Origin of the sequence: Micromonospora sp. NPDC127501, assembly GCF_040302185.1 — a bacterium.
Lineage (GTDB): Bacteria > Actinomycetota > Actinomycetes > Mycobacteriales > Micromonosporaceae > Micromonospora.
Genome location: NZ_JBEORJ010000001.1, coordinates 548,416 through 572,106, shown reverse-complemented (window position 1 = coordinate 572,106; position 23,691 = coordinate 548,416). Strand labels below are relative to the sequence as shown.

At 68.6% G+C, this 23,691-nt stretch carries 13 protein-coding genes; 5 read left to right on the top strand and 8 right to left on the bottom strand.

Annotated features, from left to right (window positions below):
• Window positions 1-117: 117 nt before the first annotated feature.
• A complete protein-coding gene (locus tag ABTW72_RS02500) occupies window positions 118-3,303 on the top strand; it encodes a penicillin acylase family protein (RefSeq protein ID WP_350853265.1) in 3,186 nt (1,061 codons plus the stop codon).
• A 78-nt stretch (window positions 3,304-3,381) separates the two neighbouring features.
• Here ABTW72_RS02500 and ABTW72_RS02495 read toward each other — a convergent pair whose 3' ends face one another.
• Window positions 3,382-4,038: a TetR/AcrR family transcriptional regulator gene (locus ABTW72_RS02495; RefSeq protein ID WP_350853263.1), complete on the bottom strand. Its 657-nt coding sequence runs from the start codon at window positions 4,036-4,038 to the stop codon at window positions 3,382-3,384.
• Between the two features lie 286 nt (window positions 4,039-4,324).
• Window positions 4,325-4,831 (bottom strand): peptide-methionine (S)-S-oxide reductase MsrA, encoded by a 507-nt coding sequence (gene msrA, locus ABTW72_RS02490; protein WP_350853260.1) that lies wholly within the window; start codon window positions 4,829-4,831, stop codon window positions 4,325-4,327.
• A gap of 467 nt (window positions 4,832-5,298) precedes the next feature.
• Here msrA and ABTW72_RS02485 point away from each other — a divergent pair, with 467 nt between their 5' ends.
• The gene (locus tag ABTW72_RS02485; protein ID WP_350853258.1) at window positions 5,299-6,216 is read left to right on the top strand and encodes an NADP-dependent oxidoreductase; all 918 of its coding nucleotides are present in this window, start codon (window positions 5,299-5,301) and stop codon (window positions 6,214-6,216) included.
• 131 nt (window positions 6,217-6,347) lie between these two features.
• Here ABTW72_RS02485 and ABTW72_RS02480 read toward each other — a convergent pair whose 3' ends face one another.
• Window positions 6,348-12,536: a S8 family serine peptidase gene (locus tag ABTW72_RS02480; protein WP_350853255.1), complete on the bottom strand. Its 6,189-nt coding sequence runs from the start codon at window positions 12,534-12,536 to the stop codon at window positions 6,348-6,350.
• 247 nt (window positions 12,537-12,783) lie between these two features.
• Window positions 12,784-15,738 carry an ATP-binding protein gene (locus tag ABTW72_RS02475; RefSeq protein WP_350853252.1) on the bottom strand — a complete coding sequence of 985 codons (2,955 nt, stop codon included), beginning with the start codon at window positions 15,736-15,738 and terminating at the stop codon, window positions 12,784-12,786.
• A 194-nt stretch (window positions 15,739-15,932) separates the two neighbouring features.
• Here ABTW72_RS02475 and ABTW72_RS02470 point away from each other — a divergent pair, with 194 nt between their 5' ends.
• On the top strand, window positions 15,933-16,943 hold the full coding sequence (locus tag ABTW72_RS02470; RefSeq protein WP_350853250.1) for a mechanosensitive ion channel family protein: 1,011 nt from the start codon (window positions 15,933-15,935) through the stop codon (window positions 16,941-16,943).
• Between the two features lie 154 nt (window positions 16,944-17,097).
• Here ABTW72_RS02470 and ctaD read toward each other — a convergent pair whose 3' ends face one another.
• Complete coding sequence (ctaD, locus tag ABTW72_RS02465) at window positions 17,098-19,098, bottom strand: aa3-type cytochrome oxidase subunit I (protein WP_350853247.1); 2,001 nt, start codon at window positions 19,096-19,098, stop codon at window positions 17,098-17,100.
• 441 nt (window positions 19,099-19,539) lie between these two features.
• Here ctaD and ABTW72_RS02460 point away from each other — a divergent pair, with 441 nt between their 5' ends.
• Both ABTW72_RS02460 and ABTW72_RS02455 read left to right on the top strand, forming a co-directional pair.
• The gene (locus ABTW72_RS02460; protein WP_502892138.1) at window positions 19,540-20,658 is read left to right on the top strand and encodes a glycosyltransferase family 4 protein; all 1,119 of its coding nucleotides are present in this window, start codon (window positions 19,540-19,542) and stop codon (window positions 20,656-20,658) included.
• Window positions 20,659-20,844: 186 nt separating this feature from the next.
• Entirely contained in the window at window positions 20,845-21,420 is a 576-nt protein-coding gene (locus ABTW72_RS02455; RefSeq protein WP_350853244.1) for a DUF1345 domain-containing protein, read from the top strand.
• Between the two features lie 65 nt (window positions 21,421-21,485).
• Here the strand turns inward: ABTW72_RS02455 and ABTW72_RS02450 are convergent, their stop codons facing one another.
• The 3 genes from ABTW72_RS02450 to ABTW72_RS02440 form a co-directional block, all read right to left on the bottom strand.
• Complete coding sequence (locus ABTW72_RS02450) at window positions 21,486-22,334, bottom strand: hypothetical protein (RefSeq protein ID WP_350853241.1); 849 nt, start codon at window positions 22,332-22,334, stop codon at window positions 21,486-21,488.
• Between the two features lie 175 nt (window positions 22,335-22,509).
• Window positions 22,510-22,917, bottom strand: coding sequence for a DUF2267 domain-containing protein (locus ABTW72_RS02445; RefSeq protein WP_350853238.1), 408 nt, complete (start codon window positions 22,915-22,917; stop codon window positions 22,510-22,512).
• Window positions 22,918-22,990: 73 nt separating this feature from the next.
• The gene (locus ABTW72_RS02440; RefSeq protein WP_350853235.1) at window positions 22,991-23,671 is read right to left on the bottom strand and encodes a TMEM175 family protein; all 681 of its coding nucleotides are present in this window, start codon (window positions 23,669-23,671) and stop codon (window positions 22,991-22,993) included.
• Window positions 23,672-23,691 lie beyond the last annotated feature (20 nt).

The following is a 23,691-nucleotide window of genomic DNA, read 5'->3' as shown; positions in this document are numbered from 1 at the left end:
AGATAGATGCGAGTCACTCTCACCTCCTGGCGAACGCCCGGGCGCGGAGGGCGAGACGTCGGCACCGGAAGCCGGGCGTGACCGAACGGCCCGACTCCGCGTCCCCGGAGGATCGCCATGCCCCGTCCCGCTCTCCGTAACTGGCTGGCGGCGTTCACCGCCGCCGTCCTGACCGCGAGCGTCCTGACAGTGACCCCGCCGTCACCGGCGCTGGCCGCCGCCACGTTCGCCGCCAACGACTACTGCCTCGGCCAGTGCGCCGACATCCTGCCCCCGGGGCAGAACGGCAACGCCACGCTGGTCGCCATCCTGGCGCACCAGGCGCTCGGCACCCGCCCGGCGCACTCCAGCGACCAGCTCGACGAGTACGCGAACCTGGTCTACAACTACGCCGGGCTGACCGACGAGCAGATCGCCCACTTCTACAACGACGCCTCGTTCGGCGTCCCGGCCACACAGGTGGAGAGCACCGTCTCGCCGCGCGCGGACGTCACCATCGTGCGGGACAAGGCCACCGGCGTCCCGCACGTCACCGGCACCACCCGCGCCGGCACCATGTTCGGCGCCGGCTACGCCGGGGCCCAGGACCGGCTCTGGGTGATGGACCTGCTGCGCCATGCCGGCCGGGGCACGCTCACCTCGTTCGCCGGGGGCGCGCCCGGGAACCGGGAGCTGGAGCAGAGCATCTGGGCCAACTCGCCCTACTCGGAGGCGGACCTCCAGGCGCAGGTGGACGCGCTGCGCCTCAAGGGCGTCCGGGGCCAGCAGCTCTACACCGACGTGGTCGACTACATCGCCGGCATCAACGCCTACATCGACAAGTCGATCGCCGACGACAACTACCCGGGCGAGTACGTGCTGGCCGGCGCAGGTAAGCCGACGCACTTCACCATGACGGACCTCATCGCCACCGCAGGCGTGGTCGGCGGGCTCTTCGGCGGGGGCGGCGGCAGCGAGATCCAGTCCGCGCTGGTCCGGGTGGCCGCCCGGGCCAAGTACGGCGCCACCGAGGGCGACCGGGTGTGGGCGGCGTTCCGCTCGCAGAACGACCCGGAGACCGTGCTCACCCTCCACGACGGACAGAGCTTCCCGTACGGGGCCATGCCGCCCGGCGCGACCAGCGCGGTGCTCCCCGACGCCGGCTCGGTAATCGCCGAACCCCTCGCCTACGACGCCACCGGCGGTGCTGCCACCCGCACCGGTGCCAGCACCGCCACCCCGGGGCTGCTCGGCGGCCTGGCCAACCTGCGCGCGCACGGCATGTCCAACGCGGTCGTGGTCTCCGGACGGCACACCACCACCGGCAACCCGGTGGCCGTGTTCGGGCCGCAGACCGGCTACTTCGCGCCGCAGTTGCTGATGCTCCAGGAGTTGCAGGGGCCCGGCATCAGCGCTCGCGGCGCCGCGTTCGCCGGGCTCAACCTCTACGTGCTGCTCGGCCGGGGCCAGGACTACGCGTGGAGCGCGACCTCCGCCTCGCAGGACCTCACCGACACGTACGCGGTGCCGCTGTGCACCACCGACGGCAGCGCCCCGACGCTGCGCACCAACCGCTACCTCTACCACGGGCAGTGCCTCGCCATGGAGGCGCTGGAGCAGCGCAACTCCTGGTCCCCGACGCTGGCCGACTCCACCCCGGCCGGCTCGTACACCCTGCGCGCGCTGCGCACGAAGTACGGGCTGGTGGCCCACCGGGGCCTGGTGAACGGGCAGCCGACCGCGTTCACCAAACTGCGCTCGACCTACCGGCACGAGGCCGACTCGGCGATCGGCTTCCAGGCCTACAACGACCCGTCCGCGATGGGCAGCGCCGCGGCCTTCCAAGCCTCCGCGGCCACCGTCGGGTACGCGTTCAACTGGTTCTACGTCAACTCGACCGAGGCGGCGTACTACAACTCCGGCTCGAACCCGGTCCGGTCGTCGGTGACCGACCCGAACCTGCCGGCGAAGGCGGAACCGGCGTACGAGTGGGCCGGCTGGAACCCGGACACCAACGACGCCACCTACACCCCGGCGTCGGCGCATCCGCAGTCGGTCAACCAGGACTACTACGTCAGCTGGAACAACAAGCAGGCGCGGGACTTCGGGGCGGCGGACGGCAACTTCAGCTTCGGCTCCGTACACCGGGCTCAACTGCTCGACGGCCCGGTGCGCGCCGCGATCGCCCAGCGCAAGGTCGGCCGCGCCGACGTCGTCAAGATCATGGCGGATGCGGCGGTGACCGACCTGCGGGGCCAGCAGGTCCTCGGCGACCTGCTGCGGGTGCTGGACAGCACGCCGGTCACGGATCCGGCGCTGGCCGACGCGGTGGGCAAGCTGCGCGCCTGGCAGCAGGCCGGGGCCCGCCGGGTGGAGACGTCCCCCGGCTCCAAGGTCTACCAGCACGCCGACGCCATCCGGATCTTCGACGCCTGGTGGCCGCTGCTGGCCTCGGCGCAGTTCCGCCCCGGCCTCGGGTCGGACCTCTACGCCGCGCTGGTCGACGCCATCGAGGTCAACGAGGCGCCGTCGGGCGGCCAGAATGGCGGACGCGACGGCGCCGCGAGCTGGGCGTTGCAGGGGCAGGCGCACAAGGGCTCGTCGTTCCAGCACGGCTGGTGGGGCTACGTCGACAAGGACCTGCGGACCGTACTCGGCGACCCGGTGGCGGGTGGGCTGGGCCGCTCGTACTGCGGCAACGGCAACCTCGGCGCGTGCCGGCAGGCCCTGCTCGACGCACTCGGCCAGGCCGCCGCGGTGCCGGCCACCACTGTCTACCCCGGAGACAAGTCCTGCGGGGCCGGCGACCAGTGGTGTGCCGACTCGATCGCCCAGTCCGGGCTCGGCGGCATCACCCACCCGGTGATCGCCTGGCAGAACCGCCCCACCTACCAGCAGGTCGTCTCGTTCCCGGCGCGCCGGGGCGACGACGTCACCAACCTGGCGCAGGGCCGTCCGGCCACCGCGTCGAGCACCCAGTTCCTGACCGGCCACACGCCCGACAAGGCGGTAGACGGCAGCCTCGGCAGCCGGTGGGCCAGCAGTTACAACGACAACCAGTGGCTCAGGGTCGACCTCGGGGCGGCCCGCAGCGTCAGCCGGGCCGTGCTGCGCTGGGAAGCCGCGCACGGCACCTCGTACCGGATCGAGGTCTCCGGCGACGGCACCTCCTGGACGTCGGTGTTCACCACCACCACCGGCAACGGCGGCGTCGACAACGCCACCTTCGCCCCCGTCACCGCCCGCTACGTGCGGGTGTACGGGGTCAAGCGGGCCACCTCGTACGGGTTCTCGCTCCACGAATTCGAGCTGTACGGAAGGTGACAGTGCCCGGAGGGGTTGGCGGGAATCACTCGCCAGCCCTTCCGGTGCGCGGTGCGTCGCGGCCGAGGCGGAGCCCAGCTAACGGGTCGGCTCCTCGGACGGCTGCACGAGGAACGACCTGATGTGTTCCAGCGCCATGTCCAGAGCGACTTCCATGGGTGCGACGTTGTGCGCGGCGTTTGCCAGCAGGTAGCCGCCCTGCAAAGCGGCCATCAATCCCGTGGCCAACTTCTCCGGGTCGGCATCCTGGCGCAGTAGGCCACTGTCGCGCATCCGGTGCAGGCCATCACTGATCAGCCTTTCCCATGCCGCGAACGTCTCCGACAGGGCCGATCGAGCCTGCTCATCCTGATCAGACAGTTCGAGAGTCATCGACCCGAGGCCGCACCCGTACTTGCCGTTGTTCAGCGAGTTGGCCTGGACCAGAGCGTTACGCCACCGGACGAGTCCTGAGAACGATCTCAGTCGTTCGAGCCCTGCGCGTTCACGCTGAAGCACCAGCGCGCCTCGGTATCTGACCAGGGCGCGCACGAGTTCCTGCTTGTCGGCGAAGTGGTGGTAGAGCTGAGACTTGCTCGTCTGGCTTGCCTCGCGGATGTCGTCAAGGGTCGTCGCGTTCACTCCGCGCACGAGCATCAGCAGGTTCGCTGCCTCGAGGATCCGGTCTCGCGTCGCGATGCCCCGTTGACTGATCCTCCGCCTATTCGTCGGCGCAGCCACCTGCTCGTCGCTCATCTGTCAAGTGTATCCAGCGGACCAGATTGTCCAGCGAGAACGGGACCTTGGAGTCCATCCGACGTCATGGCGCATTCGCGTGGTGGGAAGGGCGGTCGTGCGCACCGTTAGCGTGAGCTTGCCTGGACGATACGGTCCGAATTATCAAAAGCTTCTGCTCTTGCTGGGACACGCGTCGTGAGCGGCCCTCCCGGCGAGAGTCGCACCCATTCGGCGGACCATCTGTTCGGGCGGGCCACCTCGGCGCGGACCGGCGCGCGGACCCGGGGTCCGCGCGCCGGAGGTGTCAGGCCGTCGCCCGCTTCGGAAGCTTCCACCCGGGGCGGGGGAAGTGGCAGGTGTATCCGTCGGGGTAGGTCTGCAGGTAGTTCTGGTGCTCAGGCTCGGCTTCCCAGAAGTCGCCTGCCGCGGTCACCTCGGTGACGACCTTGCCGGGCCACAGACCCGAGGCGTCGACGTCGGCGATGGTGTCCTCGGCGACACGCTTCTGCTCGTCGCCGGTGTAGAAGATCGCCGAGCGGTAGCTGATGCCGATGTCGTTACCTTGGCGGTTCTTCGTCGAAGGGTCGTGGATCTGGAAGAAGAACTCGAGCAGCGCGCGGAAGTCGGTCCTGTCGGTGTCGTAGACGACCTCGATGGACTCCGCGTGGGTGCCGTGGTTGCGGTAGGTGGCGTTCGGGACGTCGCCGCCGCTGTAGCCGACGCGCGTGGACACGACGCCGGGCTGGCGGCGGAACAGCTCCTCCATGCCCCAGAAGCAGCCGCCGGCCAGGATTGCCTTTTCGGTGTTCACACCGTCTCCTTGTCTGTCGTCGTGCCAGCGCACCTGGGCACGCGAGTACAGACGCCCTCCGGGTCGGCTGTATTCCCGCAGCCTCCACCTTACCTGGACTCCTTAGTCCAGAATATATGTCTGGTCAGTGGGTGGGCGTTCGCCCCTGCTGGTGATGTGGAACTGGCACTTCCCCCGTGGCCACAGCAGCCACAGCACGACCCAATAGTGGACTTGACAGACCAGTTTTACCGTAGCTAGGTTCGGGATGTCCGGCGGGGTGCCTCCGGTAGCGACGAGGTGCCCGACGTGCCCGTCGGCGTCGAGTTCGACAGGCGTCCCCGCCACTCCCGGTGCCACCCTCGCGCCCCAACCACTACTGGTCAGCGTGGTGTGGCACGACCGAGGCTTGGCGTCGCCAATGCTGGGAAACGGAAATGCGCTCCTCGTGCCAGTGCAGGCGAGGGCTGTGTACAAGGAGGTGTCTGATGAAGGCGATCGTCGTGACGGACGAGGCTGCGGGAACGGCCGGAATGACGCTGATGCAGCGGCCTGACCCGGAACCGGCCCTCAATGACGTCGTCGTTCAGGTTCATGCGTCGGGGTTCGTCCCGACCGAGTTGACGTGGCCCTCGACCTGGACCGATCGCCTCGGCCGTGACCGGACGCCGTCGATCCCCGGGCACGAGTTGGCCGGAGTGGTCAGCGCTCTCGGGTATGGCACGACGGGGCTGTCGGTGGGACAGCGGGTGTTCGGTCTCACGGACTGGACCCGCGACGGCACCCTGGCGGAGTATGTGGCCGTCGAGGCGCGCAACCTTGCGCCGCTGCCCGGCGACGTCGACTTCGCGGTGGGCGCCAGCCTGCCGATCTCCGGCCTGACCGCCTGGCAGGGACTGTTCGAGCACGGCCGTCTTCGGACGGGGCAGAGCGTGCTGGTGCACGGCGCGGCCGGCGCAGTCGGGTCAATGGTGACGCAGCTCGCACGTGAGTTCGGCGCCTACGTCATCGGCACCGGACGCGCCGCCGACCGTCAGGCCGCGCTCGACTTCGGCGCACACGAGTTCGTCGACCTCGGCAGCGAGGCCCTGGAAGACGTCGGCGGAGTCGATCTGGTTTTCGACGTCATCGGCGGTGACATCGGGAAGCGGTCGGCAGGCCTGATTCGAGCCGGAGGGACACTGGTTTCCGTTGTCGGGCCGTCCGAGGCGCGGCCCGCGGACGGCCTGGCGATAGATTTCGTCGTGATGCCTGACCGTGCCCAACTCGGTGAAATCGTTCAGAGGGTACGAAGCGGGCGACTCCGCACGAACATCGGCAACGTCGCAGACCTCGACGACGCCGTCGCCGCTCTCAACCCGACCAGGCGGATCACCGGAAAGACGGTCATCCGCGCCCGCTCCTGAGGAACCGGGGGCAGCCGCCAGGTGCGTGAGTACGGTCTGAAACCACGAACTCGACAGCAGTGGTCAGAGCCTCCACGGCGAAAACTTTCCGTGGAGGCTCTGACCACTCGTTGGCCAACCGGTCGGCCAGCTCAGAGGCGCGGGTCCTGCTGGACCTTCAGGGCGTTGAGGATCGGATCGCTCTCGGCCTTGTCGCGGAGAAGCTCGACCTTCAGATCGCCGCCGGTGTGCTCGACGGTGACCGCGTTCAGGTCCGCGGTCAGCGCACCCACCTTCGCCTGCACGTCGTGGTCGTAGAGCACGACCTTGCCGTCGACCAGCACATCGAAGGCACGCTTGCCGACCTTGACCTTCTCGATCTCGGCGAAGTCGAGGCCGATCCGGTACTTCCCAGCGGGGGCGTTCCTGAACACGTAGCTGAACGTCTGGCCGGTCCGCTGGGTGCGGAACAACGCGTCGGCCTCGGTGCCGGCGATGTCGGCCCTGGTGGCACGCGCCTTGCCGCCGACGTACCCCCACGGCCGTGAGCCGAGCCCCTGGTCGGGCGACCAGAAGAAGCCGTCGGCACCGACGTACCCGGACCCACCGACGTCGACGCCCTTCCAGTACGCCGAGGTCGCCAGGCGGACCGACTTGAGCTGTACTTCGCCCATGCCGGCGTTCGACGCCACGAGCACGTCCCCGACGAGCACGCCGGGCTCGACGCCGGCGTTGTCGACCGTCGCCGTGACAGTGGTGGACTCGCCGACCGCGAGCGTGACCGTGCCGGTCGCGGCCGCGCCCGTGAGGGTCAGCCACGCAAGGTCGGCGGCCTCGTGCCCACCGTCGCTGGTGCGCTTCTGTTCGCTGACCCGCACCTCCAGCGGGGCGGAGCCGCTGTTGGTCACTGTGACGTCGGCCGTCGCCTTCTGGCCCTTGTCGAGGAGCCAGTCGAAGTCACCTCCGGTGACGGTGGCGACGCCGGTGGCCAACGCCGTGTCGACCACCTCGGCCTGATCCTTCTTGGAGATGGTCACCGGGTGGCTGGCGGTGACGTAGTTCGGCGACTCGACCTGCACGGTGTTCTCGCCGACCAGTGCCTGAGCCTTCCATCGGCCCTTCTCGTCGGTGGTGATGACCCGCTCACCGGCCGGCCCCTTGAGCGTGACGATCGCGCCCGCGATCGGCTTGCCGCCGTTCGCATCGGTGACCGTACCCTCGATCGTGCCCGCAGCCGGGAGGGTGTACTCCAACCCCAGACCGGCCTTCAGCACCGGCTGGTTGAAGGAGTACTGGCTCGCGGGGTTACGAGTCAGACTCTCCACGCCGACCGTCGCCGACGACCCGCGGGTGAGGGGGTTGTCCCCGCCGACGCCGTCGCCGTACCCGATCTGGATCCGTCCGTCCGCGATCAGGGTGACCGAGAAACTCACCCGAGCCGCCCGGTCACTGTAGAAGGCGACGTTGCGCCACTCGATGACCTGCGCCGCCAGCCCGTCCACCTCGGTCGTGCCGAAGTAGATAGCCGCCTCGTCGTCGACGATGAGGTCGTCCCAGAGCGGGTAGATCGCGTCGATCGGGTACGGCGACGGCAGTTCCGTGTTGCTCCCCTGCGTACTGGCGCGGTCGAAGGTCAGTGCGCCGTTCGTCGTCACACACACGCCGTCCCAGGCCGTGTCGTAGAACGGTTGCAGGAAGCTGGAGTCGAACCACAACACGCCGCAGAGGTCATCGCCGTGCCATCCGGACTCCTGCGTGCCCTGGCGGTAGAGCCCGTCGGTCACCTTCATCGAGTACGAGCGACCGGCGGGGGCCACCGGCACCGGGCCCGGCTCGGGCTGCTCGGGCTCGGGCTCCGGCTCCGCCACGTCCGCGCGCGGGTCGAGAGTGACCCGCAGCGCGGCGATGGTCGGGGCCTTCAGGCCCTTCGAGCCCCGCAGCTCCACGGTCAGCGGACCGCCCTCGTGCTTCACCACGGCGCTGCGCCAGTCGGCGGCGTCCGGCCCCACGGCCGAGGCCGGGTCGTACGCGTACTCCGTCAGCGTTCCGTCGACGAGGACGTCGAACACCCGCTTGCCCTTGGCCACCTTCTCGATTTCGGCGAATCCGAAATCGATCGCGTAGGTGCCAGTGGGCGCGTCGGGGAAGCGGTAGAACAACTGCTTGTCCGGCGTGGTGCGCTGCGACTGGAACAGGGCGTCGTCAGTCGTGCCGGCGATCGCGGCCGCCGTGGCGGCGGCCTTCGTCTTCCCCTCGTAACCCCACGCCTTCTTACCGGCGGCCTGGTCGGCGAGCCAGGTGTAGCCGGAGCTGTCGGTGAACTTCGCGCCGCCGGCGTTGACGCCGACCTGGTACTTCGTGGTCGTCAGCGTCACCGGGACGTAGGTCTTGGACTGGCGTCCGGAGTCGGACCTCACCACGATGTTCGCGCCGAGGACCCCAGGCTTGGTGCCCTTCGAGGAGATGGAGACCTTGACGGTCGTGGACTGACCCGGGGCGAGGGTGCCGCCGGTCGAGGAGAGCGACAGCCACGGCAGGTCGGTGAGCAGGTCGTCCTCGACGTCGACCAGCACGACGTCGTCGGCGAGCTGGTCGGCCGCCCACAGCGCACCGGTCGAGTCGGTCTCGAGGCCGCCGCCCTGGCCGGCCTTCTGGCCCGGGAACCACCACGCGTTCACCAGTGAGCAGTCGTCGGGGTCGACCTGCAGCAGGCGGGTGGGCCGGTTCGAGGTGAGGTCGGTGTACCAGATGGTGTCGGACGCCTGGTTGTAGGCCAGGCCCATCACCTCGGGCAGCGGTGGGGCGCAGAAGGACAGCAGCGCACCCGGGTTGTCGTGCGACGTCCCGGCGACGGTGCCGATCATGCCGTTCGCCCGGCCGCCGACGTAGAACACGTCCTCGGTCGGGTTGTAGGCGAGGCCGGTCAGCTGAAGCGTTGACCAGTCACCCTTGATCTGCCGGGTCTCCTTCCCGGTCTGCCGATCGAAGCAGTGGATGTAGCTGGCCGGGCTGTCCTCCATCTGGCACATGTCACCGGTCTTGGTGTCGAGCGCCATGTCGAACGCCCGGTAGGCGGGGTTCCACGAGGCGTCGAAGACCTTCCCGGTCGGCCTACCCGTCACCGTCCAGGCGGTGTTGGTTCGCGCGTTGTAGTCGTGGACCCAGACGTCGCCGTCGTACCCGACGCCGGAGGGCTCCTTGTCCTCGATCTTGCCCGGAATGGCGATCCGGGTGATGACGTCACCGCCGGAGGTCGTACCCACCTTGGCGGCAGCCTGTGCTTCCGCGGCGGGTGCCGTCGCGGCCTTGCCGTCGACGTTCGACGGCTTCATGCCGCTCGCGCCGGTCTTCCAGCCAGCGAGGTCGATCGTGCTGGCCGCGCCCGTGCCGGTGCGCCCGGTGGTGCCGGCGGCGTCAAGGTCGGGGTGGCGCGCGGCCTCGCCCAGGCTGTACGTGAGCGGGGCGGAACCGTTGTTGGTCAGCGTCAGCGAGCCCACGCCGTTCTGGTCGGCACCCAACAGCGCGTCGAGGCCGTCACCCTTCAGCCCGGCGGTACCCGTGGTCAGCCGCGCGTCGATCTTGGCATTGGCGTAGAGCTTGTCGAGCGAGAAGGGGTACGCCGCCGTCGTGTAGTTCGGCGCGTCGACAGTCATGGTGTAGTCGCCGACCGGAAGCTGGCGGTGCACGATGCCCGTCCCGTTGGTCGTGACGGCCTCGACGAGCCCATTCTTGTTGGTGAAGGAAACCTTGGCTCCGGCCACCGGCAGCCCGTCGTTCTTGTCCACGACTGTCGCGTCCAGGTACCCGAAGTCAGGCATGTCGTAGGTGACGATCATCCCGTCGCGCAGCACCGGGGCGTTGTCGGAGAACCGGATGCCGTCGACGCCGGCCCAGCCCTGTATGCCGGTGATGGCGTGCGCGCCGGCGGTCACCAGGTCGTCGGTCCCGATGCCGCCGCCGTACCCGAAGATGACGGTGCCCGAGCGGGTGAGCGTGGCCGAGAAGTTGACCGGCTCCGTGTACTCCGATCGGTCCGGGTAGGCCCAGAGCTTGGCGTTGCGGTACTCCACGACGAACGCGTCCTCGCCATTGACCTTGGTGGCTGCCGTGAAGACTCCTCCGCCGGGGGCGAACTCGACGGGGGTCTGGACGGAGAACGGGAAGATGCCCGCCCCGCCACTGCCGGGTCCGGTGCTGGTGTCCGGGGAGATTACGCCGCGCAGGCCGATGCCGAGACTGTCGTGGCTGCCGTTGTAGAGCGCGATCGGGAACGGCAGCTTCACCGTCGCCCACACGCCACTGGTGAACGCCACCGGGTCGGTGCCGCGCAGGTACGCGCCGTCCGAGACGGCGCAGCTGTAGCCGCCCTCGTCGACGACGAGCCCGACGGGGATCTCGCGCGACTCGTTCTGCGCACCGACGGTCAGCGGGACGGACGTGGGGGAGAAGCAGGCGTTGGGCTTGACGCCCAGCGTGTACCCGCCCTCGGGGACAGCGGTGATCGTGAACGCGCCGTTGGCGTCCGTGCGTACCGGCTTCAGCGGCGTGTCCTTGACGGAGACGTCGGCGTTCGGGACGGGCCGCTTCTTGTCATCGACGACAGTGCCGCTGATGTCGTGCCGCACGGCGGCCGTGAGCGGCAGCTTGACCGAGGTGTCCTGGCCGAGGGTGATCGTGACGTTGGCGGTCGCGGTCAGGTAGCCGAAGACCTTGGTGCTGAGCTGGTAGTCGCCGACCGGAAGGTTCGTCGTGAACCGGCCGTCCTTGTCGGTTCCGATCGACCGGCTGAACGGTCCGCTGATCGTCACCTCGGCAGCGGGGACCGGGGCGCCGTTGGCGGTGACGACACCGGTGAGGGTGCCGCCCTGTCGGGGCGCGAGCTCGAGCAGGCGGACGAGGTCGAGCCGGCCCTCGCCGTACTTGTTGTTGACCTCGGCGGTGCCGCCGCACTCGGTGTCGTTGACGTCGACGGCCGACTCGGCGAGCAGGCGGCGGGTTGTCTCGACCTGCCCGATGAGGGTCGGGTCGTAGCTCCACAGCGCCGCGACGGCGCCGGCGACGTGGGGTGCCGCCATCGAGGTGCCGGACATCTCGGTGTAGCTGTTGTTCGGGTAGGACGAACGGACGGCGTCGCCCGGAGCGGAGATCTCGGGCTTGATCCGGCCACCTTCACCCTCGCCCTTGCGGGAGAACGACGCGAGCGTGCCGTCCGATGAGTACGCGCCGACGGAGTAGGCGCTCTCGGCGGAGCCGGGCGAGGAGACGGTGTCGCAGGCCGCGTACGGCGTGGTGTTGCCCGACGACCAGACGCTGAAGATGCCCGCGGCGCTCCAGGCCTCGTCGATGGCCTGGAAGAAGTCGTCGAAGCTGTGCTCGACGGTCTGGCCCCACGAGTTGTTGATGACGTGGGGGCGCTTGGACGGGTCGGGGTTGTTGCCCTGGACGTCGGTCGGGGCGAGCAGCCACCAGCCGGACCGCAGCAGCGACTCGACGCCGGTGCTGTCGCAGCAGCCGTTCGTCGCGATCCACTGCGCGTCCGGGGCGACGCCGACGTGGTTGGTGCCGTCGTCGCCGACCATGGTGCCCATGGTGTGCGTGCCGTGTCCGTTGTCGTCGCACGGTGCGTCCGTGCACGTGCCCCGGGCGCCCATCCAGTTGTAGTTGTGGTCGACGCTGCCGTCGGGCTTCGTGCCGCGGTACTGCTGCGCCAGGGCAGGGTGGTCGAACTGGACGCCCGAGTCGAGGTTGGACACGGTGATGCCCGCACCGGTGGCGCCCATGGCCCACGCCTGCGGGGCGTGGATGGCGTCCAGACCCCACGAGACGGTGCCCGCCTCGGCGGCGGCCTTCGGGGCGGCGGGGCGGGCAGCCTGGTCAGTGGGGACCTTCTCGTCCACGGGCTCGACCAGCGCGACCTGCGGCGTCGCGTGGATCTCGGCGACCTGCACCTTGGAGGCCACGTTGAGGGCGAGATTCTCGGTGCCCCCCTTGACGAGCACGGCGTTGGCGATCGGGTAGGAGGTGTACTTGACGCCCGCCCGGTCGAGGTCGGTGGAGACGGACGCCAGGGAGTCCTTCGTCGCTGCGGTCAGCGCGTCGTAGACGAACTGGCCACGAGCGGTCCAATCGGTGAGCTTCTTCGCTGGCCCGAGGTCGGCAGTGGCCTCGAACCTGATCCAGAAGTCGGAAGCCGGAGACGTGCGGAAGCGGTCCTTCAGGCCCGAGTCAATCTTGTTGACGGCGGCGCCGGGATCCGGCTCAGCGGCAGACGCCGGTGGAGCCTGGATCATGCTCAGGCCGACCGCTGCGGCAAGCGTTGCCGCGAGGGCTTTGAGTCTCATGAGAGTCCTTCGACCTACAGGGGTTGGTAGGGGTCGTGGTTCGTGTGGTCGTCGCCACCGTCAACGTCACGGGCGTCGGGAGCGCTGGCGCGCGGCTCGCGGGGCAGCTCGGGTGGTGGCGGGGGCTCGATGGCAGCGTCGTCCCCCGCGACAGGTCGCTCAGGCATGCATTGCCCAACGGCTATGAATCATCCAGTCATGCTCGGCGGGGCGAGTGACCGTCGCTATCCAGCGGATACGTCAATTTTCATGACGCGTCGTGGAGGGAGTCCTCTTCTGCGAACACTCCGGCCTCCACTGCCTTGACCGCGAGCGCGGTCCGGGAGCTCACTTTCAACTTGCGCATCGCGGCACGCAGCTGTTGATCCACTGTGGCCGGCGACTTGGCCAGGATCCGGCTGATCTCACGGTTCGTCTTGCCGGCGACAACCAGTTGGACCACGTCGAGCTCGCGGGGTGAGAGCTGGTCGCCGTACCCGCGTCGGCCGCCACGCCACAGTCGTGGGACGTCGGCGCCCTGTTCGCGAAGCCGCTGTGCGACCCGGTCCGCATCGCCGCGGGCCCCGAGCCTGAACAGCTGCTCGTACTGTGCCGCCAGCAGCTCTCGGCCCTGTTCGATCTGGCCTTGCGCGATGAGCGCCTCGGCTTGACGCTCGCGGGCGAGCATGGCGTCGTAGGGGCGCGGCAACGCGCTCCAGGCGCGCGCCGCCCGACCGTATGCCGTAGCCGCGCGGGCGTGGTCTCCGGCTGCGGCGAGCAGCAGGGCACGGCAGACGGTGAGCGCGGCGCGAGGCGCGGGCGCCGTACGGCCACGCAGCCCTCTGGCGAACTGGTCGCCCAGGCGGGTCGCGGCCTTCAGATCCCCTGCGGCGAGGTGCGCCTCGATCCGGGCGGGAACGAGGTCCGTCGCCCAGACCCAGATGCCCTTCCGCCTGACGGTGTCCATCGGCTCATTCGTGATCTGCAACGCCCGGCCGCTGTTTCCGTCCGTCAGCCACAGTCTGGCCAACGCGGCGGCGGCTTCCATCGTGTCGTCGGCTGCGCCGAGACGGGCAGACTCCTCGAGGACCAGCCGGAACTGCTCCTCCGCCGCCCGCCGCCGTCCGGCTGCCGCTGCCAGTCGGGCAGCGAGGCGAATGCTGCCGAGGTAGTGCGCTGGCCGGTCCCGGTCGGCGTCGGCGAGTGCCGCGCTTCGCTCCGCGAGGCCCTCCCACCGGCCGGTGAGCCACGCCAGGTTGGCCTGTTCGAGTCCGACGTTGTGGTGCAATCGGGACGCCTGCTCGGCCTCGGCAAGGCGCATGGCCACGGCGAGGTGTTCCTCCGCGTCGGCGTACCGACCCCAGATCAGTGCGCCGGTCCCGACATTTGCGTGGATGCGGGCCACGTCCAGACGCTCCGCCGGCGTCGCGCCGTCGACGGGCAGGTCGGCGACGACGTCCCAGGCCTCCTCTTCGCCGAGCATGAGCAACGCCGCGGCGCGGTTGCCGGCCAGGTTCAGCCGCTCCGCGGGAGAATCGAAGCCGGCGGTGAGTTCAGCGGCGCGATCCAGCCAACGCCGATGGGTCGACGCCGGCCACGGTCCGGCATAGGCCCAGCCAAGGTAGGTCATTGCCCGAGCCGCCTCGACCGGGTCGTGGTCGAGGTTGGCCACCGCCTGCTCCAGCTCGTGCAGTGCGGCCTGCGCCTCACCCCCGGTGATCAGGAGCCGACCCAGGGGGTTGCGGATCTCGGCCTGCTGGCGGGCGGAGAGACCGGGGGTCTCCAGCACCGAGCGCAGGGTACGGATCACGCGGTGGTAGACCTCGTCGACCGGTTCACGACGGCCCAGTGCGGCGACTCCGGTGATGCGCGCGACCCGTGCCCGGTCCACCGGCGCCAGCACGGCCCACGTCAACAGGTCGACCAGCAGTTCGACTGCCTTGGTGTGGTCGCCCGAGGCCATGGCCAGCTCGGCACTCTGCTCGGCGTACCGCGCCCAGGACTGCGTCTCGCCCGCCTCGCGGAAGTGGTGGGCAAGGCGTGCCAACGGCGGTGGATGGATGTGCTCCACGGCCCGGCCGGCCAGCAGGTGGACGCGTCTGCGGTCGGTCAACGGGATTGCTTCGTAGACAGCCGTGGCGGCCAGCACATGCCGGAATCGCCACCGGCCGTGGTCGTCTCCGTCCAGGACACCGGCGCCGGCCGCCTCCGCGACAGCGCCTCGGCACGCGGCCGGTGACAGACCGGCGGTCATCGCGATCGTTTCCACCGATGACCGCTCAGCCAACGTCGCCGCGGCCCGCAACACCTGCTGCGCCGTCGGCGACAGACGGCCCACCCGCTCCCGGGTGGAGTCGCGCACCGTTGGCGGCACCTGCAGCTCGCGCAACTTCAGCCGGACCCACTGCCCGTCACGGAAGACGAGGTCGGCGCGGTCGCACATGAGGCGAACCGACTCCTCCACGGCCAGCGGAACGCCACCGGTCCGCTCGTGCATGAATGTCGTGAACTCCTGGGATATCGGGTTGCCGTCCAGCATCGAGGACACCAGCGCCGCCGTGTCGTCGGGTCGCATGGGCGCCAGGGCGATCCTCAGCTGGGTCACGCCAGCAGGCAACCGGGACGTCAGCCGCAGCAACAGCGACCCGTCGTCCACCTCTTCCGGCCGGTAGGAGATCACGAGGTTGGGCCCGTGCGACTGCTGTCGGGAGGTGACGAACAGCAGGAACTCCAGGGTCACCTCGTCGGCCCAGTGAGCGTCCTCGAGCACGAGAACGTCGACACGCAGAGCCCGCAGCAGCTCCTCCAGGGCGCGGAACAGGCGATGCCGTGCCGCCTTCGCGTCGTCCAGGGGCGGCAACGCGGGCGGCAGGTCCGCAGACCATTCAGGGAACAGGGGCCGTAACGCACCCGCAAGCTCGGTGAGCCGCAGTCGCGACACTGGACGGTCGATCCCACGGAACGCGTCGACGATCGGCCCCAACGTCAGCGACTCGCGAAGCGGTGGGCACACCGACACCAAGGCACTGCGCTGGTCCGGTGCGGCCAGCCACTCTCGCAGCAGTCGGCTCTTTCCGATCCCCGCCTCGCCCTCGACCAGCACGATCGCCGGTGGCCGGGCCAAGGCGCCCCGAAGCGCCGCCATCTCCCTATCACGACCCACGAAATGTGGCGTGGAAACGGTCGGTGAGGTCCTGTCGTCCTCGGGCGAGGGGTCGAGCATGTGTGATGATCTCGCTTTTCGCTGCTCGGACACAAGTACCACCGTGGGCGACCGTCGGGCGGCTGACGCCGGTGTGGTCAGCGGTTGTTCGCCGATGTTGGCCGCCTGCCACTGGCCGGGGTGGCACCCTGAGCACGTGGACTGGGCAGTGAGCCGGGGGAAGCTGGCATCGGGGCTACGGTGAGCGGCCTCTGATGCGTACCGCGTTGATCGTAGTGGCCGCGCTGGCGACGGCGGTGGTCGTGGACCTGATCACTGGCATGGTCGTCCGCCGCATAGCCCGTGGCCGTTACCGGTGGCTGCTGGAGCCGCTGCGGCATGCCTGCCGCCGCCCGGCGGCGGCGCTGCTGCTGGCTGGGGCGCTGTACTACGCGCTGCCGTTGGGTCCGGCCGGGTGGCAGCCTAATCTGCGGCACGTCGCCCGGGTGGCGTTGGTGATATCCGGCGCATGGTTGGTGAACAAGGCGTTGCACGTGGCCGAGGCGGTCGCGTTCAATCGACTGCCTGGTGACGGGGTCGCCAGCCGGCGGGTCCGGCGGGCCCGGACGCAGATTCGGCCCATGCGGCGGCTCACGGTCGCCGTGGTCACCATCGTCGCGATCGGCCTGATCCTGATCACCTTTCGGCCGGTACGCCTCTTCGGCGTCTCCGTGTTGACGTCGGCGGGGGTGGTCGGCGCGTTGATCGGCCTGTCGGCCCGTACCGCGCTCGGCAACGCGTTCGCCGGTGTCCAGGTCGCCTTCGCCGACGGCCTGCACGTCGGCGACGTGCTGGTGGTGGACGGCGAATGGGGCCGGGTTGAGGAGGTGAAGCTGACCAACGTGGTGATCCGGCTCTGGGACGAGCGGATGCTCATCCTGCCGACCACCTACTTCACCGAGCGGCCGTTCCAGAACTGGACCCGGAACGAATCTCGGGTCGTCGGCAAGATCCAGATTCATGTCGACCACACCGCGGATCTGGACGACCTGCGCCGGGAGGCGCGCCGGCTGGTCGAGTCCTCATCGCTGTGGGATCGCCACCAGTGGGTGCTCCAGATGGTCGACTCCACCCCTCAGACAGCGGTCATCCAGGTGCAGGCCTCGGCCGCCGACGGCGCCAGCGCCTGGGACCTGCGCTGCGACCTGCGCGAGGGGCTGGTCGGCTACCTTCGCGACCATCATCCGCAGTGGTTGCCCCGTACCCGCGGTCAGTATCAGCCCTGAACGGGCGGGGCTTGAGCTCACCTTCGCTCGATGACGATCCCGTTCAGCTCGCCAACTGCGGCAGGGGAGTAGGACGAAAGGGTCCTGACGCGCCTGTGGCAAGGCATGTCCGCCTGGTAGTACGGGATGACCGCGGGCTGCGGCGACCCGAGTCTCACCTTCTCTTGTCGCCCTCGTCGCCGGGATGGCGCCACTGCGGCGGCGCTTCCTCTCCCCGTTGAGAGTCCAGCGGGTTCTCGTCGGCCTCCGTGGTCCGCTCGAAGCTCGGGCGACGGGTCTGCTCGGGCTCGGGTACCTCGATGGGGCGGGCGCCGGACTGTGGGATCTGCTGGTCGTCGGTTGCGACCCCACCGCCGTGGGCGCCTTCGACAATGGTCGACTCCGGTACGCGTTTCTCGCGGTGCAGCTCGTCGCTGACGCTCTGTGGGGGTTTGGCGGCGCGTTGCGGTAGGTCGCGGCCGAGGTCGGCGACCAGGGTGCCGTACTTGGCGTCAAAGGCGGGGCGTTCGGAGCGGATCCGGGGCATGCGGTCGAAGTTGCGCAGCGGCGGTGGGCAGGTTGTCGCCCATTCCAGGGAGTTTCCGTACCCCCAGGGGTCGTTGACGGTGACGGCGGCACCGAAGCGCCAGGATTTCCAGATGTTGTAGATGAAGAAAAGGGTGGACGCGCCGAGCACGAAGGATCCGATGGTGGAGATCGTGTGCAGGGTGGTGAAGCCGTCCTGCGGTAGGTAGTCGGCGTAGCGGCGAGGCATTCCTCGGTTGCCCAGCCAGTGGTGGACCAGGAAGGTGGTGTGGAAACCGACGAACATGGTCCAGAAGTGGACCTTGCCGATTCGTTCGTCGAGCAGCCGGCCGGTCATCTTCGGGAACCAGAAGTACACGCCGGAGAACGCGGCGAAGACGATGGTGCCGAACAGGACGTAGTGGAAGTGCCCGACGACGAAGTAGCTGTCGTGAACGTGGAAGTCGACCGGAGGGCTGGCCAGCAGCACGCCGGTGAGGCCGCCGAAGAGGAACGTGACGAGGAATCCGATGGCGAACAGCATCGGGGTCTCGAAGGTCAGTTGGCCCTTCCACATGGTGCCGATCCAGTTGAAGAACTTCACCCCGGTGGGCACGGCGATGATGAAGGTGGTCGCGGAGAAGAACGGCAGGAGAACCTGGCCGGTGGCGAACATGTGGTGCGCCCACACGTTCAGGGAGTAGAAGAAGATCACCCACAGCGCCAGGACCATGCCCTTGTAGCCGAACAGTGGTTTTCGCGAGAAGACCGGCAGCACCTCGCTGATGATGCCGAAGAACGGCAGCGCCACGATGTAGACCTCGGGATGGCCGAAGTACCAGAACAGGTGCTGGTAGAGCACCGGACCCCCGTTGGCGGCGTCGTAGATGTGGCTGTCGAGAACGCGGTCGGACAGCAGGGCGAGAAGCGTCGCCGACAGCAGCGGGAACACCACGATCGCCATCAACGCGGTGATGAACATGGCCCAGGTGAACAGCGGCATTCGCCACATCGTCATCCCCGGAGCGCGCAGTGTCAGGGTGGTGGTGATCAGGTTGACTGACCCGAGGATGGTGCCGACCCCCGAGAGCACCAACCCGATGACCCAGAGGTTGCCGCCCACCCCCGGTGTGTGTTCCACCTGGCTCAGCGGCGGATAGGCCGTCCATCCGAAGTCTGCGGCGCCGGCCGGGCTGATGAAGGAGCCGAGCACCATCAGGCCGCCGAACAGGTACAACCAGTAGGCCAACGCGTTCAGCCTGGGGAAGGCGACGTCCGGTGCGCCGATCTGCAAGGGCACGAGGTAGTTCCCGAACGCGAAGGCGAGCGGGGTGGCGAACAGGAACATCATGATCGTGCCGTGTGAGGTGAACAGTTGGTTGTACTGCTCCTGAGAGAGGAACTGCATCCCCGGGCGAGCCAACTCGCCGCGCATGAGCAGCGCCTCGATGCCCGCGGCGATGAAGAAGAAGAACGACGAGATCAGGTAGAGCAGGCCGATCTGCTTGGCGTCAGTCGTGGCGAGCAGCCTGAGCAGGGTGTTGCCGGGCACTGCTCGTCGCAGTGGCCCGGGATAGCCACCGAACTCCGCCGGAGCCAGGATCGCCACCTGACGATCTTGACCAGGCTTGGTACTCGCCGGCTTTGGCATGGCTCACTCCGAGACCTGGATCCGTCAGACGCTCGACGATCGTAAACGCGCCGAACCACAGCAAAAGGCTCTTATCCGGTAATTGCACCAGCTCGGGGCCTCCATCCTCGCTGGGCGGGTGTGGTGACGTCGGATTCGAGCGCAGGTCGGGCACCTCGTCCGAAGTCCCCGCTCAGTCAGCGATGACGGCGTCGGGCCGCGACGCGACGACGGAGAGCGTCGGCGGAGTTCCGACGAGGGAATGGCCATCCACTGTGGTCGACGAGTGTCACGGCACCTGCGGCGACGGAAAGGCCCAGAGCGCGTCCAGCGCCCGGTCAATGAACCCAGGCATCACCCTGAGTGACTGATTAGTCAGTCTCTGTGACGGTGAGCGTTAGTGATGCTGTCCGGCGGGAAGTCAGCAGTCGACCACGCGTACGGTGACCGATCGGAGGATTCGTGGCCGTCAACCAAGCAGGTGCCCTCACTCGTGATCGTCCACTGCGCATCGCGATGGTCGTCCCACCCTGGCTGCCTGTGCCGCCGCCGGGCTACGGCGGGGTGGAGCAGGTCGTCGCCGGATTGGTGGACGCCCTCGTGCTGCACGGTCACGCGGTGACCCTGTTCGGCGCGGGCGACCAGCACGGCACCGCGGCCAGCAGTTTCGTCTCCACCGCGCCCGACGTGCAATTCGCGCGGCTCGGCGAGTCGCTGCCGGAGCTGGCTCATCTGGCGCGGGTGAATCACCTGATCAAGGCGGCGGACTTCGATCTGATCCACGACCACACCGTGGTCGGTCCGCTGGTCGCCGGGCGCCGCGCTGTGCCGACGGTGGCCACGGTGCACGGCAATCCGGTGGGCGAGCACGGCGACGTGCTCACCGACACCGACCGGGGAGTGGGCTTGGTCGCCATCTCGCACGGGCAGCGTCGGCTGAATCCGGGGTTGCCGTGGACCGGCACGGTACACAATGCGTTGGACCCCCGAAGCATCCCGTACAAGGACGAACCCGGCGTCGGACCGGTGCTGTGGCTGGCCCGGTTCAGTCCTGACAAAGGCCCGGACGTGGCGATTCGCGCGTGCCGGGCAGCCGGGTTACCGCTGCTGCTCGCCGGCAAGTGCAACGAGCCGGCCGAACGCCAGTACTACGACGAGGTGATCGAGCCGATGCTCGGCGAGGACGTCACAGTGGTTTTCAACGCTGACCGGGAGGCCACCCTGCGGATGCTGGTAGAGGCCCGATGCCTGATCATGCCTATTCGGTGGGAGGAGCCGTTCGGCATGGTGATGGTGGAGGCGATGGCAACCGGAACGCCCGTGGTCGCGCTCGCCCGAGGCGCGGTGCCGGAGTTGGTTCGATCCGGGGTGACCGGTCTGGTCTGCGAGCGGTCCGAGGAGCTGCCGGACGCCTTGCGCGCCGTGGAGCGGCTTGACCCGGCGGACTGCGTGGCCCACGTGGCGGAGAACTTCTCGACCACCCGGATGGCATACAGCTACGAGGCGGTCTACCGACAGTTCCTCGCTGGGGCCGGTGCCAGATCTGACGTGACCGAGCCCGTCCGGCTCAGGGCCCGCTGACCCGCCTGAAGCCTCCCGCGAGCCCTCCACGGGTATTCGCAACCTGATCCGGTAATCGCTTCAAGTATTCCCCACGTGATCCGCTCCAGCTGGAACGCTGAACAGGTGGAGCAGCAATCGGGGCGACCGGCGTGGGGACGGCTCCTGTCGGTCAGGCGTGCCCTGTGGTCGTTGGCCGTCGGTGTCGTGGCAGGGACCGCCATCGCGCTGGTCGGGGCGCCGGAGTTGACGCCGCTGGTGATCTGGACGATCGCGGCGGGCATGGTCCTCTTCTGGGTGTGGCGGGCCTGCTGGTCGGCGAGCCCGGGGCGCACCGAGCGGCTTGCCGAGGCGGAGCAGCAGTCCCGTTCCACCGATGCGGCGGTCCTGATCGCGTCCGCCGTCAGCCTCGTCGCCGTGGCCGAAGCGCTCATCCGCGCCTCGAACCAGCAGGACCTGGTGGCTGTCACGCTGGTGATCCTCAGCGTCGTCGCGGTGGTCCTGGCGTGGGCGCTGGTGAACACGGTCTTCGCGCTCAAGTACGCCCGGCTGTACTACCGCCACGATGGCGGCATCGACTTCAAGCGGGAAGATCCGCCGGCCTACTCCGACTTCGCGTACGTCGCCTTTACCGTCGGCATGTCCTACGCCCCGGGGGAGAACGAACCCACAAGCAACCGCATGCGCCGGATCGCGCTCGGGCATGCCCTGCTCTCGTACACCTTCGGAACTGGCATCCTGGCCGTCGCCGTCAACCTGGTCACCAACCTGGGCCAATCGTGACCGCCGCGGAGCATGCAGTGGCGTGACCTGGCCAGCTGCTATGCCACCACCACGGTGGACGTCGATCAGCCCTGCGGTTGTTGCCCCTGCGGTCCGGCTAGCCGCGTCGTGACCTGCCTCAGTGGCTGACTGCCGTGGACGGTCTTCTTCATTCGTCGCCACGCCGCTCGGGCCGGAGACCCGCCCAGCACGCTGCCGAGACCCTCCACACCGCTGCCAGCCGTCGTTCCGCTGTTCTGGGCCAGTTGCTGGGTGGACTGCCCGAGCTGCTGGGCGGCCTGTCCGAGTTGTTGACCGACCTGCTGGGTGGCCTGCTGCAGCGTCTGCGACAGCGGACCATTGGGCCCCAGCGCCTCCTGCGCTGTCTGCCCCACCTGGTCCACGGCCTTGTCCACCGTCTTCACCACCGACTCGATGATCTGAGGGTTGCGCTCGATCATGCGGAGGGCGCTGTCGAGAATGCCCCGTAGCTCATCGAGCCGAACCTCGAGCATCGCCTCGGCCTCGACGCCCTTGATATCGATCTTCACCGTGCCGAGATGCGCCTGAACGCCCACCTCGAGCTGGAGCAGGCTACCCAGCCGGGCTCGCAGAGAAACAGAGGCGTCCAGATCGTCGACCTCGACGTAGATCTGTTCGACCTTGACCTGCGGAATCTGGAGGACGACGTCCGGGTCTGACATTGTCTTGCTGCTGTGCCCGCCAGTCGGCTGGGGAAGGCCGTGCTCACCACTCGTCGGGGCGACGGGGCGTTCGCCGGGCTTGGCACCTCTTGCCCCGCTGGCGGCGTCGAGGTTCTGGCGCCAACCGGCGGATTCCGTACCTTCCGCGGCGTCGCGCTGCCGATCAAACTGCTCACGCGGTTGCGCGGGCAACTCCCGTGCGCCCGTGTCCCGGCTCTCCGGTTCGGTCATCCCGCACTCCTCGGGCCTCGCCCAACGTCCTGACCGAATGGAGCCCACCATCGGAATGGCTCCGATCCTCGGCCCATCCCCTCGGACCCGGTCGCGATCTACCCGTGCGCCGACGCATCAAACGCCACAGGACGGCAACCAGGAAAACGGCGGAGCAGCGCTGCCCGGGGGTCGCCTAGGTGCCAATCCGGCGAGGCTGGAGCTGTCCAGACCCGGGCCCGGTCAACTGCCAGAACTCCTGCGGCAACTGGTCGACAAAGTCTCCGTACTCCTTCGCGCTGGCAGCCGCGCGCAGCGTATCCATCACGGCCCGCGCTCCGTCGGCGGCCATCTCGCGATCGACCCCTGCCCCGGACTGCACCCGTTCCAGGAATTCGGTGAGACCGAACCGTTCCGGCTCTTCGGTGGGCCTCGACACCAGGCCTCGTAGCTCCTCGGGGAGCTGGGAGGCCAGGTCCCTTGCCTGGCCACCAGTGATTCGTTTTGCCACGGTCTCGAGCGTGGCACGGGTGATCGGTTCCGCCTGCCCCGGTGAAACCTTGGGTCGTGCTGCCACGGACTGAATGAACTCGCTGTAGTTCACCTCGGATCCCCTCTCGAAACGGATTGCGGCGGGTTCCCGCCCCCGCCCGGGTGAAACGGCGGTTCGCCCACCCTCAGGGTGGTGGCGGAGGGCGGTGGGTGATACGCCGGGTCACCCGCAACTGGTACAGACCGGCGCTGGTGAGGGCATAGAAGACAGGTAGCAAGGGAAAGATGACGAGGCCGATCAAGGGCGCCACCAGGTAGCCGATCATCCCCGCGAGGAGGTACAGGACGACCCCGGCAAGGGCCCGGAACCGCTCGACGTGAAAGAAGCTGCCCTTGACCTGGTCCTTCAGCAGATCAGGGTGCCTGGCCAGGTAGTGGTAGAACGCCAGCCACGTCGCGCACAGAAACGCGCCGATGAGCGCGTAGAAGGCGATGGCCACACGCTGGTCCGTGTTGTTGTGTTCCTGTAGCGCGTGCGACACGACGATGGTCGGAAACGGCAGCAGCGCCGTGCTGAACAGTACGAGCAGGTTCATCCAGTGCAGCCCACGATCGACCTGCCGAATGCGGTTGAACGCCGCCTTGTGGTTGAGCCAGACGACGGCCACGTACGAGTAGGACGCGAGATAGGCGACGTACGACGGCCACTGACTGAGCAAACCGGACAGGAGACGACCAGGCGGGACGTCCGGTATCCCGAGGTCCAGGACGAGCAGCGTGATGATGATGGCGAAGATCGCATCGCTGAACGCCACGGCACGGCTGGTGTCTGATCGGGTGCCTAGTTCTATGTCCGGCCCGCTCACCGATCTCGCCTACCCAGGGT